We start from the raw sequence: 15,820 nt of genomic DNA, 5'->3' as shown, positions 1-15,820 counted from the left end.
AGCGTCTATGGACCGTTGCGGTTCCCGCAGTCAGATCCGGCGGTTGAGCAAGAGCCAGGCAGTGACACCATTGATCACGCTATAGATAGCGTAGCCCCAAACGGCAGCCCTCCAGCCGCTGCCTGCCAGAAGCATGGCAGCAAGCAGGACGAAGAACTCGAAAATGAGCGAAAACCGGCCGCCGCGCGCACGAAAAGACGCGGGAAGCGTATCGAGCAAGGGATGGTTCGACTCGATGACCGCCTTATGGACCGCGAAATTGGCGATCCCGAGTACGAAGATGATTCCGATGAGCATGGGACGAGTGTTGTAGGCTCGACGTTCGCCGATTGCCAAATGCCATTGGTCGCCGGTTTGGTGCTGCCGGTCCAATCTTCCCGCATTCGGTCGAACCGCGCGTGCGATTACAGATGTAGCCATGTAATACAGTTTGTGCGGCGGGCATCTCCCCCCTCACAGATCGGGCCCGCCGCAGACCCGGAGAAGACATTATGAAGACGACCCTTGCCACTCTCGCCGCTGCTGGCCTTGCCCTGACCGCCAACGCCGCTCACGCCAACTCGGTGAACGTCACCTATGACGATCTCAATCTCGCGACGGAAGCAGGCCAAAAGGTCCTCGAACAGCGCATCGAATCCGCAGCGCGTTCGGTTTGCGGGCTCGATCGCCAGCGCACCGGCACCCGTATCCCCGATACCGCTGCCCGCAGTTGCTACAAGAAGGCCAAGGCCAGTGCCAGCGCACAGATCGCGGCCCGCATCAAGAGCGATGGCTTGGGCGGCTGATACCCCCAGCCCGCCCACTCACGGACCCCGGCCGGATGCAGTCCCCCGGTCGGGGTCTTCTTTTGTGCTTGGCGGATTTTCCTTTTGGGGCAGGAATTTAACGGCGGTCAGCGCCCCGCCATCGCCTTTACCTTGGGCAGATAAGTGCGGCCGATCCGCAGGGCTTCGCCATCGTCCAATTCGACCGACCACACGCCGAGGCCATCGTGGCGCAAGCCGGTAATGCGGTCTTTGCGCAGGATGGTCGAGCGGTGGATGCGGATGAATTTGGCCGGGTCGAGCCGCTTTTCGAGCCCTGCGATCGTCTGCAACAGCAGATAGGTTCTCGCCGTTTCGCCTTCGCCGACATGTAGCCGGACATAGTCGCGCTCCGCATCGATCCGGCCGACTTCCGAGGTCGCGATGCGAATCAGCTCGGAACGATGCGGGATCCACAATTCTTCCAGCCACGCGCTGTCGGAACGTTCGCTGTCGCTGCGACGCGCGAATGCGCGCGATACGGCACGCTCGAGCCGCTCGGGCTTGACCGGTTTGAGGACGTAGTCGACCGCATCGAGATCGAAGGCTTCGACCGCATAATTGTCGTGCGCGGTCACGAACACCACGGCCGGCCGCTGCGATTTCTTGGCCAGCGCCTTGGCGACCGACATGCCGTCCACTTCGGGCATGGTCATGTCGAGCAGCATCAGGTCGGGCTGGAGCGCATCGACCAGGCGCAGGGCCTGTGCCCCATCGCTGGCCGTCCCGACGACCTGCAGTTCCCCGATCTTCGAACAGATGACCTGCATCCGCTCGACCGCGAGCGGTTCATCGTCGACGATCAGCGTCTTTAGCTTTTCGCCCTCTTCTTCGTCAGCCATGTTTCACCATCGGAATGCGCAATTCGGTCTCATAGCCGGTGAGCGAGGGGCCGGAAACGATCGTCGCAGCATTACCAAAACGCGCCTCGAGCCGGTCACGCACATTGGCGAGACCGATACCGAAGCCGTGCTTGCCCGACGTGCCGGGGCCGTCATCGCTGACAGTCAGGACCAGCCGGCCATACTCCTCACGCGCCGAGATCGTGACCGTAACCGGCTTGCTGGAAGCCGACACACCGTATTTGACCGAATTCTCGACCAGCGGCTGCAGGATCATGCCGGGCACCTTATACCCTGCCAGCTCCGAGGGAAGGTCGACTTTGACCTTGAGCCGCTCGGGGAAGCGCACCGATTCGATCTCGAGGTAATGTTCCTGCAAGTCGATTTCGTCCTCGAGGCTGACATCGCCCGTCGGATCGTCGGCGAGGCTATGGCGGTAGAAGCGCGATATGGTCTGGATCATCTGCTCGGCGCGTTCGCTTTTCCCGGTCATGACGAGGGCAGACAGCGAATTGAGCGTATTGAACAGGAAGTGCGGATTGACCTGATAACGCAGCGAGCGCAGCTCTGCCGCCTTGGCGGCGGTACGAAACCGCTCGCCGCGACGTTCCGCCGCGCGCGCCTGCGCGCCGGCCAAAAGGGCAAGAAACAAGGCCGCCCACGCGAGCAGCAGGAAATAACGCCCGATCGCGAGGTCGAAGGTCATCCGCCACTGGTCGAGCGGGGTGGGCGCCGGGGCGATGACCACGCTTTGCGGAGCTGCTTCTCCGGCTTCTTCGACTTCCTCGTCGAGCTGCTTGCGCGGCAAGTCGATCAGCAAATTGCCCGCATCGTCGCGACGCAGCGCAATACCGCGCTCCTTGCCCATCTGCTGCTCGACCTTGGCCTCTATGGAATCGAAAATCCAGCGATTGGCCTGCGCAATCATGATGGCTCCGGGCATCGCGGCAATGAGCGCAACCGCGATCTTGATTCCCATGGAGCGGTTTTCGACCGCGCGCAACAAGAGCCACAGGAGGCCGGTTACGCCGACTCCGATGACGCACACCAATGCGCGACGCCACAGCAACTCGTCCTGGAATTCAAGGCCGACGATCACGCCGCGCAGCGTGATCAGCAGGAAATAGCACAGCCAGACGCCCACCATAGAGGCAAGGACAATCTTGCCGGGCAGGCGCTCGTTTTCGCGATTCATCGGGCGTTCATCAATCGACACGGTTTGCGATGTGCCCATTCGCGCGCGCAAATGCCAGCGCCGCGGTCGAACAGGCTGTGCGGTTTGTCGAGAGCCTTGCTATTCGGCGAGCTCCAGATCCCCTTCGGCGATTCGGCGGCGCCACTCGGCGGGCGCAAGCGTGTGGACGTTGTTGCCAGCGGCATCGACTGCAACGGTCACCGGCATATCCTCTACCTCGAATTCGTAGATCGCTTCCATGCCCAGGTCCTCGAAGGCCACGACTTCGGCGCCCTTGATCGCGCGGCTGACGAGATAGGCGGCCCCGCCCGTCGCCATCAGATAGGCGACCCTAAACTTGCTGATCACCTCGACCGCATTGTGCCCGCGCTCCGCCTTGCCGATCATGGCGAGCAGGCCGAGATCGAGCATCATCTCGGTGAACTTGTCCATCCGCGTGGCAGTGGTCGGGCCTGCCGGTCCGACGACTTCGCCCATCACCGGGTCGACAGGGCCGACGTAATAGATCGCGCGGCCCTTGAAATCGACCGGCAGCTCCTCGCCCGCCTCGAGCATATCCTTGATGCGCTTGTGCGCCGCGTCGCGACCGGTGAGCATCTTGCCCGAGAGCAGCAGGCGATCGCCATGCTGCCAGCTCGCGACCTCATCGGGCGTGAGCGCATCGAGATTCACACGTTTGGCGGCCGCGTCGGGTTTCCAGGTAACCTGCGGATATTCGTCGAGCTTCGGCGGATCGAGATAGGCCGGTCCCGAGCCGTCGAGCGTAAAATGCGCGTGGCGGGTGGCGGCGCAATTGGGGATCATCGCCACCGGCTTGCCCGCCGCATGGCAGGGGGCGTCGAGGATTTTCACGTCGAGCACGGTCGACAAACCGCCCAGTCCCTGTGCGCCGACGCCCATAGCATTGACCGCATCGAAAATGTCGATCCGCAGCTGCTCGATATCGTTCTGTGCCTCGCGTTCCTTCAACTGGCCCATGTCGATCGGGTCCATCAGGCTCAGCTTGGCGAGCTTCATGCAGTGTTCGGCCGTGCCGCCGATGCCGATGCCCAGCATACCCGGGGGGCACCAGCCCGCGCCCATCGACGGAATCTGTTCGAGTACCCAGTCGACGATATTGTCGGAGGGGTTCATCATCTTGAACTTCGACTTGTTCTCGCTGCCTCCACCCTTCGCCGCGACATCCACGTCCACACGATTGCCCGGTACCATTTCGACCGACAGGACCGACGGCGTATTGTCCCGCGTATTGCGGCGGGTGAAGGCGGGGTCTGCCAAGATCGAGGCGCGCAGCTTGTTGTCGGGATGGTTGTAGGCACGCCGCACGCCCTCATCGACGACTTCCTGCAAGGACCGCTCGCTATCAAGGCGACAGTTCATTCCCCATCGGACGAAAACATTGACGATGCCGGTGTCCTGGCAGATCGGTCGGTGACCCTCGGCGCACATGCGGCTGTTGGTGAGGATTTGCGCGATGGCATCCTTCGCCGCCGGGCCCTTCTCCGCCGCGTAAGCATCGCCCAGCGCGCGGATGTAATCCATTGGATGGTAGTACGAAATATACTGGAGTGCGTCGGCGACGCTCTCGATAAGGTCGTTTTCGCTGATGACGGTCATGTCGCTCATCGCCGCAAATTCCCATGTTGCAGATTTGCGCTCCCCGATAGGCGCGTTTGCCGCCATCGGTCAAAGCGCTTGGCCACGACCGGCCATACGCCTAAGGCAACCGGAGCTTGCATAAGCGTGTTATTGATGTAATACAGCTCGCGGAACGACCATGACCCTGACGACCACCCGCCCCGACTATGCCGCCGCCCGCAAGGCGATGATCGACAGCCAGCTGCGCACCAGCGGCGTGAACGATGCTTTCGTGATCGAACGCATGAGCAGCGTCGCGCGCGAAGATTTCGTCCCCGAAAGCGCCAAGGCTACCGCCTATATGGACCGCGCCATCCGGCTCGAAGACGGCGGCTTCCTGGCCGCCCCGCTGTTTCATGGGGCCATGCTGGCCGAGGCCCGCCCCAAGCCGGACGATCGCGTACTCGTGGTCGATGCGGGAAGCGGCTATCTGCCCGCTCTGGTGGAACCGCTCGTCGACAAGCTCGAGACGGTCGCGCCCGACAAGGCAGCGAACGGCGGCAAGCGCGGCGACTACACGCTCGTCCTGGTCGACGGGGCGATCGAACATGTCCCGCCCCAGCTCGCCAAACTGGTTGCCGACGACGGACGGATCGTGACCGGCATGGTCGAGCGCGGCGTGACGCGGCTCGCCACCGGTCGAAAATCGGGCAAGGCCCTGGCGCTCCTGCCGCTCGCCGAAATGGGCATCCCGCGGCTTGGCGCATTCGACCGGCCGCAAAGCTGGAGTTTCTGAATGCCTCGCGGAGGGTTTGCCAAATCGCTGGTTTTGGGCGCGAGTGCCGGCGCGCTGGCGCTCGCCGCACCTGCCCATGCCGACACGCTGCAGGAAGCGTTGAGCCAGGCCTACCAGAACAACCCCACCTTGCTTGCCGCGCGCGCAAACCAGCGCGCAGTCGACGAGAACGTGCCGATCCAGGAAGCCGCGGGCATTCCAAGCGTCGATGGCACCGCGACCTATACCGAATTCATCAAGAACTCGCCCAACAGCTTCACTGCGCCCGACCGCACCTTCAGAATCGGCCCGAGTCTCACCGTGCCGGTCTATGCGGGCGGCGCCATTCGCAACGCAGTCAAGGCCGCCAAGGAGCGCGTTTCCGCCGGTCAGGCCGATTTGCGCGCGATCGAGAGTTCGATTTTCAACCAGGTCGTTGCCGCCTACATGGACGTACTCCGTAGCGAGGCGCTGGTTGCCCTATCGGCCAATCAGGTAGAGGTTCTCACGGTCAACTTGCAGGCGACGAGCGACCGTTTCGAAATCGGCGACCTCACGCGCACGGACGTCGCGCAGTCTCAGTCGCGCCTCGCGCTGGCACAGGGCGATTTGCGCAACGCGCAAGCCACGCTGATAAATGCTCGCGAAACCTACATCCGTCTCGTGGGCGAGGCGCCGACCGACCTGCAGGCACCGCCGGCGCTGCCCAATCTGCCGGAGAACGTGGAGATTGCCGTCGATGTCGCTCTGGAGAACAATCCCGATCTGATCGCCGAAAAGGAACGCGCCGATGCCGCGGGCTTCGATAGCGAAGTCGCCGGGTCGGGCCGCCTTCCGACGGTCGCGCTGTTCGCCAACGCCGCCTATACCGACTATTTCAATACGCTGGCCGGCGGGGCGGGAGGTATCGCGCAGGAAGAGACGACCGCCAATGCCGGCGTGCAGGTGAGCATTCCGATCTTCCAGGGTGGCCTCCCGGCCGCCCGGCAGCGGCAGGCACAGGCGCGCGAGACCGCAGCGCTGGAGCAGGTCATCGCGACCGAGCGCGAGGTTATCGCGCAGGTGCGGGCCGCGTGGTCCAGCTGGCAGGCCTCGCTTGCGGTCATCGAAAGCAGCCAAATCGCGGTCGAAGCCGCGGAACTCAGTCTCGAAGGTGTGCGGGCCGAGAATTCGATCGGCAGCCGCCAGATCCTCGACGTACTCAATGCCGAGCAGGAATTGTTGAGTTCGCGCGTCCAATTGGTGACGGCTAGGCGCAATGCCTACGTCGCCGGGTTCACGCTGCTTGCCGCCATGGGCCGTGCGGAAGCACGCGATCTTGGTTTCGTGGGCGAGGGACTACTCTATGATCCGGCGCTCAATTACGAACGCGTGCGCGAGCGGATCTGGGACTGGGACCGCGATCCCGAACCCACCGCGACCGCCACGAGCACGGTCGATGTGCCCGCGCCCGACGCCAGCGTTCCGGCAGAGGATGAAACCGAAACCGTTTCGGGCTATTGAGCCGATGTACCGAATCGGGGCACGCCGATTCGCCAACAGGGGCTAGACTGACGATGCAGCAACCGGGTGAACCCTCGGTCGAAGAGATTCTCGATTCGATCAAGAAAGTGATCGCGCGCGACAATCGCGAAAGTGCCACCCTCGATCGTCGGCGCCGTACCGCACACACGCCGAACGAAAATTCGGCCGAACCCGCCGACGCCGACGAGGCGGAGCAGGTGCTCGAACTGGCCGAGGAAATCGCCCTCGATGACACCGAGATCGGCGATCCGCGCGAGACCGAAAGCGAAGCCGATGCCTTGACACGCGGCGATACGCGGGAAGCCATGCGCCAGAATCTCGCCGCGCTCGCCATGCTCGCCAAACCGGGCAAGCAGCCGCAGATCGTGCGTTCGGGCGAAACGTCGCTCGAGGGCCTGGTCCGCGAAATGCTGCGCCCGATGCTGGCGCAATGGCTCGACGAAAACCTTCCCGGCATGGTCGAAGAACTGGTCAAGGCCGAGATCTCGCGGATTGCCGGAAAGCGTAGCTGATACCGATCCGGACCTGTTGACTGCCACATCCAAATCCTTGCGCAAGGCCGAACGAGCGCTGGCCAAGACCGGCGCGGCGAGCGCGAAACGGCAGATTTTCCTGTGCGCCCTTTCGGAAAAGCAGAAGTGTTGCCGCCGCGAAGACGGGAAGGAAGCCTGGAACTATTTGAAGCGGCGATTAAAGGAGCTCGGGCTCGCGGGGCGCGAGGGGACAGTGCAGCGCACAAAGGCCGATTGCCTGCAGATTTGCGAAGCGGGGCCGATCGCCGTCGTGTGGCCCGACAACGTCTGGTACCATTCCTGCACACCCGAAGTTCTCGAGGCGATCATCCAGCGCCACCTCGTCGGAGGCGTGCCGGTGGAGGAATTCCGGCTCAGGCCGTTTGACTAGTCTTCCTTGCGAAAGGGGTCCTCAATCGACTCGTCGTGCCCGCTGCCCGAAGACAGGAACACGAGACCCATCAGCGCGCTGGTCAGCAGCATTGTGAAACCGATCCCCAGCGCGGCGGCGATGTAGAAGTGGATCGACACTTCCTCGTCGCCGAACTTGTAGAGCAGGGCGAGGGCAATGGTCACGATGGCGACAGTCAAGAGGAACATGAAACGCATGATCCGCCGGTAGCGCGCCCAGGCGAAAGCTGCGTTCTGGGGGTCGTCGAGAGGCGATTTACGGGTCATGCGGGGTGCACATGGCGGGTGTGCCTGCGAGATTCAACGCCGGCGGAGAAACCGATTCGCTTTTTTGCGTAGGTGGTGGCATTCTGGGCGCTCGCAGCTGGAGGATAGGGCGCATGGAAATTGGCAGGTTGATCGAAGGGCGAGCGAGTTCGGACATCGTCTCCTGTTCAATCGACATGCCGGTCCGTGATGCGGTGGCGATGCTTGCCTCGAAGCGCATCGGTGCGCTGCCGGTGATCGATAACGGCAAGGTCGCTGGAATTTTTTCCGAACGCGATGTGATCTATCGCCTCGCGGAAGAGGGCGAAGCCTGTCTCTCGCGTCCACTGGGAGAAGTGATGACCGCCCCACCCATTACGGTCGAGCGCGACACGCTGGTTCTCAACGCCCTGGGCCTCATGACGAGACGGCGAATTCGCCACCTTCCAGTGGTCGACGGCGAAACCATGTGCGGCTTCATTTCCATAGGCGACCTGGTCAAGGCCCGGCTCGACGAGATCGAACACGAGGCCGAAGCGCTGCGCGAGTATATCCAGACGGCTTGAGACGACCGGTCCGGCGCACTACATCAGGCATATGACCACCGCTCCTACACTCACCGATGCCGCCGCCGCGCGTATTTCCGCCATCGCTTCGAAGCAGGCGAAACCCGCTATCCTGCGCCTGTCGGTGGAAGGCGGCGGATGTTCGGGTTTCCAGTACAGGTTCGGCCTAGCGGACGAACCCGAAGCGGACGACTTGGTCAGCGAACGCGATGGAGTGAAGCTGGTGGTCGATTCGGTAAGCCTCGACCTCGTTGCAGGAAGCACGGTGGATTTCGTCGAGTCGCTCGGCGGGGCGGCGTTTCGCGTCGAGAATCCGCAAGCCGCAGCCGGTTGCGGCTGCGGGTCGAGTTTCGGGATTTAGATTAGACCCGCGTGAGCGTTTCGGGCATCAGGCCCGGCATGCGTATCGCCAGCTTCAATATCAACGGCATCAAGGCGCGCCTGCCGCGCCTCAAGGAATGGCTCGAGGAAACGCGCCCCGCCGTCGCCTGCCTGCAGGAAATCAAGACGATGGACGAAAGTTTTCCGGCCGAAGAATTCGAGAGCATCGGCTATCAGGCTATCTGGCACGGGCAGAAGAGCTTCAATGGCGTGGCCATCCTTGCCGATGGTGAAAAGCCCAACGAAATCCAGCGCGGGTTGGGTATCGATGGACCGAAGGACGGCGAGGGCGAGCAGGCCCGCTATCTCGAGGCCGAGGTGAGGGGTGTGCGCATTTGCAACCTCTACCTGCCCAACGGAAATCCGCATCCCGGGCCGAAGTTCGACTACAAGCTCGCCTGGATGAAGAAGCTGCGCGAACGCATGCACACGATCTGGAACGAGCAGGTTCCAGCTGTGGTGCTCGGCGATTTCAACGTGATTCCCGAGGACAAGGATGTCTGGTCTGTTCGCGCAATGGCCTCGGATGCTTTGATGCAGCCTGAATCGCGCGATTCCTACGCGCGGTTGCTGGCCGATGGCTGGACCGATGCGATCGATATGCTCAATCCGCGCGGCGGCGTATGGACCTATTGGGATTATCAGGCCGGTGCGTGGCAGCGCGATCACGGTTTTCGCATCGACCATCTGCTCTTGTCGCCCGAGCTCGCCGACCGGATGGGTGCAGCGGGCGTCGACAAGGCGTACCGCGGACGCGAGAAAGCCAGCGATCACGCACCCGTCTGGGTCGAACTGCGCGACTGACGACGCGAAGCATGAGGGCCGCCACTTGCGTGACGGCCCCTGCGTTCGAATTCCGGATTGCTAACTCAGCGGTAGAAGACGTGCGTGTCGATGGTGGCGACTGCGACCTTGCGACGGCTCCAGCCGGGACGCACGTAGTTCGCGTGGAAATAGACCGCATCGCTGGCGCTGCTGTCCCACAGGCCGCGATGGGCGATGCGGGCGATCGCCTGCGCACGCTTCCAGGCCTTCGAGCCTGTGCGAATGCGCGGCATACGGCCATTCTTCACGAACGAAAACTGCGCGCGCTGGTAAACGACGCCACAATAGCTCGAAGGCCAGCGACGATCCTCGGCGCGGTTCATGACCACCTGTGCCACGGCAAGCTGGCCGTCGAGCGGCTCGCCGCGCGATTCGAAGTAGACGGCGCCGGCGAGGCAATGCAGCTCTTCCGAGAGCTGGCCAGTGGCAGGCATGGCAGCGACGAGCTCGCGCAGGCTGTCTGCCTGCGGTGCATCGGCGGCGAGAATCTCGGATTGATTCTCCACATCGTCGGAAAGCTCCTGCACCACTTCCTTCTCGACGAAGACGGGCACCACTTCTTCCGTGAGCGGAGCCTCGGGAGCACTGATTTCGGCTGCTTCAGCCGCAACCTGGGCGTTGGCGCCGGAACCTTCCGCTCCGGCAAACGTGGTAAGGGCGATCGCCGCGACAACCGCGGTGAAACCGGTAAACTTGCGAACCATTATTTGCTGACAACTAAGCGGTTGGCGGTCTGTCGCAGGCTGGGACCCTTGGCGCGTTGATTGCGTCCTTGTAAGCGGATCCGTTAGCGGGCCTGCCGGCCACCCCCCGTCTGCGTGCTAGCGTACCGACCCCATTGCCGTCCTACGCCGCCTGCGCATCGAAGTTGGCGGCCAAATAGTCGCAAATGAAATCAAGTCAAGTTAATGTGTCGCCGCTGCGACGAAACGTTCCGCATTTTCGACGTCCAGTTCGACCACCCAGCAATCCGGGTCCGAATTGCGTCGCTTCGCCACATAATCATCGAAATCTTTTTTGTTTTCATCGCCTTGCTCGCGTGTGCAAACGAATGCGCGCGACCCGTCGAGCTGCGGCATTCGCTCCCAGAGGCGGGTATTTCTGCCACTATGCGTGGTTAATATGAGGATGACCCCAGCGTCCCTTTCGCCCTTCTGAAGCACCATGCCGAAGCCCCCCGCAGCTTCGACCGCGCGGATAAAGCCGGAAACCTCGACATGGGCGGGTAGGCGAGCGACCACGCGAATCAGGGATTTGCGCGATAGCCGGGCAGGCTCGACAAAGGGATGTGCGAGCGCATGAATGTGCCCGTGCCGCGACCGATCTCATCCCCCTCGCCATCGACCAGTCGCGATTCGGCAACGAACACGCGCTTGCGCCCGCTCACCCAGCGGCCCTCGGCCACCACCTCGCCGACCCGCACGGGTTTGGTGAAATGAAGATTGAACGAGGTCGTGAGGAGAAAGCGGTCGGTTACGAAGGTATTGGCGGCATAGAACCCGGCGTCGTCGAGCATCTTGAAGTAGATCGTGCCGTGCGCCGCGCCTGCCGCGTGGTAGACCTCTTCGGTCACGTCGAACGTGATACGCGCAGCGCCTTCGCCCGTGATTTCAAGCTTAGAGGAAAACAGCGCGTTGACCGGCGCCGATGCATAGAGGCTCTCGAGCGCTCGATAATGACGCTCCGCCCCGCTGGTCGCGGCCCCGCTCATCGCTGCCTGGTCTCCTCAGCCCGGTTCGACCCAGCCGATCGACCCGTCATGGCGGCGATAGACCATATTATGGTCTCCGCTGCCCGCGTTCTTGAACAACAGGCCGTTGGTATTCTGCAAATCGAGCAGCATGACCGCATCGGCCACGCTGCATTCGGGAATCATCGCCTTGGTCTCGGCAATCACCGGCGGGCTGTCCGAGGCGAGTTCCTCGTCATTGTCGGGCTCCGGCGCCGCCAGGATGGTGTAGGCTGCCTCTTCCTCGCGCACCGCATGCGCGGCCTGCTGGTGGCGATCCTGAATGCGCCGCTTGTAACGGCGCAACTGCTTTTCGATCTTCCCGGCAGCGGCATCGAAGGCCTGGTGCACATCATGCGCCTCGGCATGACCTTTGAGGATCAGCCCCTGCATCACATGCGTTACGATATCCGACGTGAAGGAGCCTCCCGGCCCCTTGCCGAAGGTGACATGCGAAGAGATCGCGCGATTGAAGTACTTCTCGACGATGGAGTTCAAACGATCGCCGACATGCTCCTGCAGGGCCGCACCGGTATCGATCTGGTGGCCGGAAACACGAATATCCATCTTCTCGTCTTCTCCTTTACCGTCCCCCGGACGATTCCAAAGCACCGGCGCCGCGGTCGGTTTCCGATGGTCCACACCCTAACTCCATAGCGGGTTCTCGATCCCGGCCATGAATTCCCTGTGCCGGGCCAGCTCTGCTTCGCTCGGACGATGCACTCGCGGTTCGCGGCGAGGTCCGACAGGTGCCTTGCGCACGGCGGATGTCTGGATTGCCGGCACGGTCTCCAAGGCGCTTGCCTCCGCCGCAAGTTCAAGCCCGATCTGGCGTCCGCCCCTGAGTTCGACATAGACCTGCGCGAGCAGCTCGGCGTCGAGCAGTGCGCCGTGTTTCACGCGGTGGCTGCGATCGATGCCGTAGCGCGAGCAGAGTGCATCGAGCGAGAGCTTCGCCCCCGGATGTCGCTTGCGCGCCAGTGCCACCGTGTCGACCATTCGGCTGGTGCAGACCGGCTCCCGGTCGATGAGCGTCAGTTCGGCATTGAGAAAGCCGAAATCGAAGCCCGCATTATGCGCGACCAGTGGCGAATCGCCCATGAAGTCGAGCAGCTCCGCCGCAAGGTCGCGGAACAGCGGCTTGTCCGAGAGAAACGCCGCGGAAAGTCCGTGTACGGCCTCGGCTCCTGCGGGCATATCGCGCTCGGGATTGAAATAGGCGTGGTAGCTCTCGCCCGTCGGCACGAGATTGACCATCTCTATGCAACCGATCTCGACCATCCGGTCCCCCGTCTTGGGGTCGAGGCCGGTGGTTTCGGTGTCGAATACGATTTCGCGCATCGAGTCTCCTATCGGCCTCGCGCACTCAGATTACAAGGGGGTTACAACGCCTGTCGCGCAGCGCTCTCGGCGCGCAGCTCGGCGGCGAGCGCGATGACCGCATCCTCGGTCTGTTCGAGCGTCGTTCCGGTATCGATCACATGATCGGCGCGGGCACGCTTCTGTGCGTCGGGTGTCTGTAACTCTAGAATATGCGCAAACTTCTCCTCGGTCATGCCTGGGCGGGCCAATACGCGCTCTCTCTGCGTTTCGGCCGGGGCGGAAACGACCACCACCCGATCGACAGATCCGGCACCTCCCTTTTCGAACAGCAATGGAATGTCGAAGACCACCACGGGTGCCCCGGCGTGTTCGATCAGGAACGCCTCGCGCTTCGCCGCGACGGCCGGGTGGACAATCGCCTCGAGGCGGGCAAGTTTTTCTGGATCACCGAAAACCAGTGCCCCCAGCTTTTCGCGCGAAACCCCGCCTTCATCGGTACTGCCGGGAAAGGCCGCTTCGATCGCGGGCACAAGTTCGCCATCCGGCCCTTGCATCGCGCGCACTTCGGCGTCGGCATCGAACACCGGCACGCCCGCCGCCTCGAACATCGCCGCAACGGTCGATTTGCCCATGCCGATCGATCCGGTCAGGCCCACGATCAGGGGGCGGCTCATGCCAGAAGCCTTTCGCGCAATTCGCCGTCGTCTCCGCGCGGCGGTGCGACACCGAAAAAATGGGTAAAGGCCGCGGCGGCCTGGCCAATCAGCATTGCAAGTCCATCGATGGTTTCGAAGCCGGCCGCACGCGCGGACTTCAGGAACGCGGTGTCGACCGGGTCGGTGACGATATCGTAGGCGATGGAGCCGGGAGGGGCGTGGCTCCAATGGAAGGTGAGAGGCTGTTGGCCCCGCATTCCGAGCGGCGAGGCGTTGACGACCAGGTCGCAGCAGCCCTCGCGATCGTCGAAGTCGTAATCGGTGGCAGAGGCAAAATGATCGAGCGGGGCCGCATGGTGCTCTCCCCCGGGAGCAAGCTCTTCCAGCAGTGCGCGCGCCTTGTCGGGATTGCGCCCAGCCAGAACCAGCGTGAAGCCCTCCTTTACAAGACCGGCCACGATCGCGCGCGCTGCGCCCCCGGTTCCGAGCACGCGGCCCATGCGAAAGTAATGCTGTTCGCGTAGCCGCTCGGCCAGCGGTTCGAGGAACCCCGCGACATCGGTATTGCGCCCGACCAGCTTGCCATCGGGCGCCTTCACCACCGTGTTCACCGCGCCGATGCGTTTTGCGAGCGGCTCCAGCCGGTCGAGCAGCGGTATGATCGCCTGCTTGTGCGGCATGGTGACGTTGCACCCGCACCAGTCGTTATCGCCGCGGCGCGAGGCGAGGTATTCGCCGAGCCCGCCTTCGGGTACAAGGGCCGCGCGATATTCCGCGTCGAGGCCCAATTTCTCGATCCAGAAGCCGTGGATCACGGGGGATTTGGACTGGCGAATGGGATCGCCGATCACTTCGGCATATTGTGTCACGACGGTAACGCACCTTCCTCGCGTAGAGCGTCGAGAACCTGCAGCAACGGCATTCCGAGTACGGTGAACTGGTCGCCCGCGATGCTCTCGAACAATTGCACGCCCGGACCCTCGATCCGAAACACGCCGACGCAATAGGAAACTGCGGGCCATTCGACATCGAGATAAGCTGCAATGAAATCATCGCTCAACTCGCGCACCCGCAGGCGAGCGAAATCGGAGCCGATCCAGACGATGCGCCCTCCCCGCGCAAGCGCCGCGGCACTGTGCAGGGTCATCACCTTGCCAGAAAATCGACCCAGATGCTCGGCAGCATTCTCGCGGCTGGCGGGCTTGTCGAATCGCTTGCCGTCGACCTCGACCAGCGAATCCGAACCCAGCACTAAGGCTTCGGGTCGTGCCTCCGAAACGGCCACTGCCTTGGCCGCGGCAAGTGCCTGTGCGATTTCGGCAGGCTCCGCGCCATCCATTTCGGCCTCGAGTGCGCGTTCGTCGACATCCGCACTCTCGGCGGTGAAAGCGATTCCCGCCGCCTCCAGCATCGCCTTGCGCGAGGCGCTGTTCGAAGCAAGCACGATCCCGTTTCCCGAAATCCCGTTCATATCGGCTTGGCTCCCTGGCGCGTCCCGCGCGCTTCGCGCTCATTGTACAGCCGTATCACGGCGGCAGCGGTTTCTTCGATCGAACGTCGCGTAACGTCGATCACCGCCCAGCCATTGTCGGCGAACATGCGCCGAGCAAATTTGACCTCGTCCCTTACCCGATCGTTGTCGACATAATCCGTCTCGCGTTCCTCGTTGAGAGTCAGCAGGCGATTCCGCCGGATCTGAACCAGGCGCTCGGGTGCGGTCGTTAGGCCGACGACCATCGGATGCTTCAGTTCGAACAGCTTGGGCGGAGGCGGGCTTTCGACCACCAGCGGGATATTGGCGACCTTGTAGCCGCGATTGGCAAGGTAGATGCTGGTCGGCGTCTTGGAGCTGCGCGAAACGCCGGCAAGAACGATATCCGCCTCCTCCCAGTTCTCCCAGCCGATCCCGTCGTCATGCGCGATGGTGAACTGAATCGCCTCGACCCGATTGAAATAGGCCTGATCCATCGCGTGCTGCCGGCCGGGTCGGCCATGCGCTTCCTGCCCGAGAGCCTTTTCAAGCGCCTCGGTCACCCGATCGAGAATCGGCACGGCGGGCAGGCCCAGCTGCGTACAGGCCTCTTCCAACCGGTCGCGGGTTTCCGGATTGACCAGCGTGAACAGGACGAGACCCGGATTGGTCTTGAGCTCGGGCAGGATCCTCTCGAGATGCTGACGGCTGCGCACCATCGGCCAGAAATGGCGCACGACATTGGCATCCTCGAACTGCGCGAGCGCGGCCTTGGCGAGCATTTCGAGCGTTTCGCCGGTGGAATCGGACAGCAGGTGAAGATGGACGCGGTTGGAAATTTCGATGCTCTGCGGCCTGTGGAGAACGCTGGCATAAACCACGGGAGAAAGCTGGCGACAAGTTCGGGATGGAAAACCCTTCCCGCTGCGAGTCCTTCGCGGGGCGATTCCCGCACACCAAATACGAGTTTTGCGCAGGGTGGG

The 15,820-nt window shown here is 62.8% G+C and carries 22 protein-coding genes; 8 read left to right on the top strand and 14 right to left on the bottom strand.

Translation table 11 applies throughout. The features are described from left to right. Positions 1-30: 30 nt before the first annotated feature. Positions 31-297, bottom strand: a complete 267-nt coding sequence (locus ASS64_RS07550; RefSeq protein ID WP_067692174.1) for a hypothetical protein — start codon at positions 295-297, stop codon at positions 31-33. Between the two features lie 194 nt (positions 298-491). Between ASS64_RS07550 and ASS64_RS07545 the strand changes: the two genes are divergently transcribed. Next, a complete protein-coding gene (locus ASS64_RS07545) occupies positions 492-785 on the top strand; it encodes a UrcA family protein (RefSeq protein ID WP_067692171.1) in 294 nt (97 codons plus the stop codon). A gap of 107 nt (positions 786-892) precedes the next feature. Here ASS64_RS07545 and ASS64_RS07540 read toward each other — a convergent pair whose 3' ends face one another. The 3 genes from ASS64_RS07540 to ASS64_RS07530 all read right to left on the bottom strand — a co-directional run bounded on the left by ASS64_RS07540 (position 893) and on the right by ASS64_RS07530 (position 4,457). After that, a complete protein-coding gene (locus tag ASS64_RS07540; RefSeq protein ID WP_067692168.1) occupies positions 893-1,645 on the bottom strand; it encodes a LytTR family DNA-binding domain-containing protein in 753 nt (250 codons plus the stop codon). Then, entirely contained in the window at positions 1,638-2,840 is a 1,203-nt protein-coding gene (locus ASS64_RS07535) for a sensor histidine kinase (protein WP_067693062.1), read from the bottom strand. The genes ASS64_RS07540 and ASS64_RS07535 overlap by 8 nt, the downstream gene beginning before the upstream one ends. A gap of 99 nt (positions 2,841-2,939) precedes the next feature. Then, positions 2,940-4,457: a fumarate hydratase gene (locus ASS64_RS07530; protein ID WP_083508265.1), complete on the bottom strand. Its 1,518-nt coding sequence runs from the start codon at positions 4,455-4,457 to the stop codon at positions 2,940-2,942. Between the two features lie 160 nt (positions 4,458-4,617). Here ASS64_RS07530 and ASS64_RS07525 point away from each other — a divergent pair, with 160 nt between their 5' ends. Genes ASS64_RS07525 through ASS64_RS07510 form a run of 4 tightly spaced genes read left to right on the top strand, consistent with a single transcriptional unit; the run spans position 4,618 to position 7,620 of the window. Then, on the top strand, positions 4,618-5,214 hold the full coding sequence (locus tag ASS64_RS07525) for a protein-L-isoaspartate O-methyltransferase (protein WP_067692163.1): 597 nt from the start codon (positions 4,618-4,620) through the stop codon (positions 5,212-5,214). Next, positions 5,215-6,696 (top strand): TolC family outer membrane protein, encoded by a 1,482-nt coding sequence (locus tag ASS64_RS07520; RefSeq protein WP_067692160.1) that lies wholly within the window; start codon positions 5,215-5,217, stop codon positions 6,694-6,696. Between the two features lie 53 nt (positions 6,697-6,749). Next, a complete protein-coding gene (locus ASS64_RS07515; RefSeq protein ID WP_067692157.1) occupies positions 6,750-7,229 on the top strand; it encodes a DUF2497 domain-containing protein in 480 nt (159 codons plus the stop codon). Between the two features lie 16 nt (positions 7,230-7,245). Beyond that, positions 7,246-7,620, top strand: a complete 375-nt coding sequence (locus tag ASS64_RS07510) for a ferredoxin (protein ID WP_067692154.1) — start codon at positions 7,246-7,248, stop codon at positions 7,618-7,620. Here the strand turns inward: ASS64_RS07510 and ASS64_RS07505 are convergent. Continuing rightward, positions 7,617-7,907 carry a hypothetical protein gene (locus tag ASS64_RS07505; protein WP_067692152.1) on the bottom strand — a complete coding sequence of 97 codons (291 nt, stop codon included), beginning with the start codon at positions 7,905-7,907 and terminating at the stop codon, positions 7,617-7,619. The two genes, ASS64_RS07510 and ASS64_RS07505, sit on opposite strands and share 4 nt — an antisense overlap. Before the next feature lie 113 nt (positions 7,908-8,020). On the opposite strand from ASS64_RS07505, the gene ASS64_RS07500 reads away from it, so the two are divergent. Genes ASS64_RS07500 through xth form a run of 3 tightly spaced genes read left to right on the top strand, consistent with a single transcriptional unit; the run spans position 8,021 to position 9,637 of the window. After that, positions 8,021-8,452: a CBS domain-containing protein gene (locus ASS64_RS07500; RefSeq protein WP_067692148.1), complete on the top strand. Its 432-nt coding sequence runs from the start codon at positions 8,021-8,023 to the stop codon at positions 8,450-8,452. 31 nt (positions 8,453-8,483) lie between these two features. Further along, a complete protein-coding gene (locus ASS64_RS07495; RefSeq protein ID WP_067692146.1) occupies positions 8,484-8,813 on the top strand; it encodes an iron-sulfur cluster assembly accessory protein in 330 nt (109 codons plus the stop codon). Positions 8,814-8,851: 38 nt separating this feature from the next. Further along, positions 8,852-9,637 carry an exodeoxyribonuclease III gene (gene xth, locus ASS64_RS07490; protein ID WP_067692143.1) on the top strand — a complete coding sequence of 262 codons (786 nt, stop codon included), beginning with the start codon at positions 8,852-8,854 and terminating at the stop codon, positions 9,635-9,637. Between the two features lie 65 nt (positions 9,638-9,702). Here the strand turns inward: xth and ASS64_RS07485 are convergent, their stop codons facing one another. From ASS64_RS07485 to ASS64_RS07445, 9 genes are all read right to left on the bottom strand, one after another. Continuing rightward, positions 9,703-10,362, bottom strand: coding sequence for a cell wall hydrolase (locus ASS64_RS07485; RefSeq protein WP_067692140.1), 660 nt, complete (start codon positions 10,360-10,362; stop codon positions 9,703-9,705). A 201-nt stretch (positions 10,363-10,563) separates the two neighbouring features. Then, positions 10,564-10,899 carry a DUF1491 family protein gene (locus tag ASS64_RS07480; RefSeq protein ID WP_067692137.1) on the bottom strand — a complete coding sequence of 112 codons (336 nt, stop codon included), beginning with the start codon at positions 10,897-10,899 and terminating at the stop codon, positions 10,564-10,566. A gap of 5 nt (positions 10,900-10,904) precedes the next feature. Further along, positions 10,905-11,369: a PaaI family thioesterase gene (locus ASS64_RS07475; RefSeq protein WP_067692134.1), complete on the bottom strand. Its 465-nt coding sequence runs from the start codon at positions 11,367-11,369 to the stop codon at positions 10,905-10,907. Positions 11,370-11,384: 15 nt separating this feature from the next. Continuing rightward, positions 11,385-11,954: a ribosome hibernation-promoting factor, HPF/YfiA family gene (hpf, locus tag ASS64_RS07470; protein ID WP_067692131.1), complete on the bottom strand. Its 570-nt coding sequence runs from the start codon at positions 11,952-11,954 to the stop codon at positions 11,385-11,387. 78 nt (positions 11,955-12,032) lie between these two features. After that, on the bottom strand, positions 12,033-12,728 hold the full coding sequence (dnaQ, locus tag ASS64_RS07465) for a DNA polymerase III subunit epsilon (RefSeq protein WP_067692128.1): 696 nt from the start codon (positions 12,726-12,728) through the stop codon (positions 12,033-12,035). Positions 12,729-12,769: 41 nt separating this feature from the next. Next, the gene (gene coaE / locus ASS64_RS07460) at positions 12,770-13,384 is read right to left on the bottom strand and encodes a dephospho-CoA kinase (protein ID WP_067692125.1); all 615 of its coding nucleotides are present in this window, start codon (positions 13,382-13,384) and stop codon (positions 12,770-12,772) included. Beyond that, the gene (locus ASS64_RS07455; RefSeq protein ID WP_067692122.1) at positions 13,381-14,235 is read right to left on the bottom strand and encodes a shikimate dehydrogenase; all 855 of its coding nucleotides are present in this window, start codon (positions 14,233-14,235) and stop codon (positions 13,381-13,383) included. Before ASS64_RS07455 ends, coaE begins: the two co-directional genes overlap by 4 nt. Next, positions 14,232-14,837: a nucleoside triphosphate pyrophosphatase gene (locus tag ASS64_RS07450; protein WP_067692119.1), complete on the bottom strand. Its 606-nt coding sequence runs from the start codon at positions 14,835-14,837 to the stop codon at positions 14,232-14,234. The genes ASS64_RS07455 and ASS64_RS07450 overlap by 4 nt, the downstream gene beginning before the upstream one ends. Next, a complete protein-coding gene (locus ASS64_RS07445; RefSeq protein ID WP_083508233.1) occupies positions 14,834-15,718 on the bottom strand; it encodes a pyruvate, water dikinase regulatory protein in 885 nt (294 codons plus the stop codon). Before ASS64_RS07445 ends, ASS64_RS07450 begins: the two co-directional genes overlap by 4 nt. Positions 15,719-15,820 lie beyond the last annotated feature (102 nt).

Origin of the sequence: Erythrobacter sp. AP23 (assembly GCF_001542855.1) — a bacterium.
GTDB lineage: Bacteria > Pseudomonadota > Alphaproteobacteria > Sphingomonadales > Sphingomonadaceae > Qipengyuania.
This window is presented reverse-complemented; position numbering and strand designations above follow the sequence as displayed.

What these genes read in the sequence shown, in the direction of transcription:
- ASS64_RS07550 (WP_067692174.1), bottom strand. Translation starts at nt 297, where the DNA reads ATGCTCATCGGAATCATCTTCGTACTCGGGATCGCCAATTTCGCGGTC.
- ASS64_RS07545 (WP_067692171.1), top strand. Translation starts at nt 492, where the DNA reads ATGAAGACGACCCTTGCCACTCTCGCCGCTGCTGGCCTTGCCCTGACC.
- ASS64_RS07540 (WP_067692168.1), bottom strand. Translation starts at nt 1,645, where the DNA reads ATGGCTGACGAAGAAGAGGGCGAAAAGCTAAAGACGCTGATCGTCGAC.
- ASS64_RS07535 (WP_067693062.1), bottom strand. Translation starts at nt 2,840, where the DNA reads ATGAATCGCGAAAACGAGCGCCTGCCCGGCAAGATTGTCCTTGCCTCT.
- ASS64_RS07530 (WP_083508265.1), bottom strand. Translation starts at nt 4,457, where the DNA reads ATGACCGTCATCAGCGAAAACGACCTTATCGAGAGCGTCGCCGACGCA.
- ASS64_RS07525 (WP_067692163.1), top strand. Translation starts at nt 4,618, where the DNA reads ATGACCCTGACGACCACCCGCCCCGACTATGCCGCCGCCCGCAAGGCG.
- ASS64_RS07520 (WP_067692160.1), top strand. Translation starts at nt 5,215, where the DNA reads ATGCCTCGCGGAGGGTTTGCCAAATCGCTGGTTTTGGGCGCGAGTGCC.
- ASS64_RS07515 (WP_067692157.1), top strand. Translation starts at nt 6,750, where the DNA reads ATGCAGCAACCGGGTGAACCCTCGGTCGAAGAGATTCTCGATTCGATC.
- ASS64_RS07505 (WP_067692152.1), bottom strand. Translation starts at nt 7,907, where the DNA reads ATGACCCGTAAATCGCCTCTCGACGACCCCCAGAACGCAGCTTTCGCC.
- ASS64_RS07500 (WP_067692148.1), top strand. Translation starts at nt 8,021, where the DNA reads ATGGAAATTGGCAGGTTGATCGAAGGGCGAGCGAGTTCGGACATCGTC.
- ASS64_RS07495 (WP_067692146.1), top strand. Translation starts at nt 8,484, where the DNA reads ATGACCACCGCTCCTACACTCACCGATGCCGCCGCCGCGCGTATTTCC.
- xth (WP_067692143.1), top strand. Translation starts at nt 8,852, where the DNA reads ATGCGTATCGCCAGCTTCAATATCAACGGCATCAAGGCGCGCCTGCCG.
- ASS64_RS07485 (WP_067692140.1), bottom strand. Translation starts at nt 10,362, where the DNA reads ATGGTTCGCAAGTTTACCGGTTTCACCGCGGTTGTCGCGGCGATCGCC.
- ASS64_RS07475 (WP_067692134.1), bottom strand. Translation starts at nt 11,369, where the DNA reads ATGAGCGGGGCCGCGACCAGCGGGGCGGAGCGTCATTATCGAGCGCTC.
- hpf (WP_067692131.1), bottom strand. Translation starts at nt 11,954, where the DNA reads ATGGATATTCGTGTTTCCGGCCACCAGATCGATACCGGTGCGGCCCTG.
- dnaQ (WP_067692128.1), bottom strand. Translation starts at nt 12,728, where the DNA reads ATGCGCGAAATCGTATTCGACACCGAAACCACCGGCCTCGACCCCAAG.
- coaE (WP_067692125.1), bottom strand. Translation starts at nt 13,384, where the DNA reads ATGAGCCGCCCCCTGATCGTGGGCCTGACCGGATCGATCGGCATGGGC.
- ASS64_RS07450 (WP_067692119.1), bottom strand. Translation starts at nt 14,837, where the DNA reads ATGAACGGGATTTCGGGAAACGGGATCGTGCTTGCTTCGAACAGCGCC.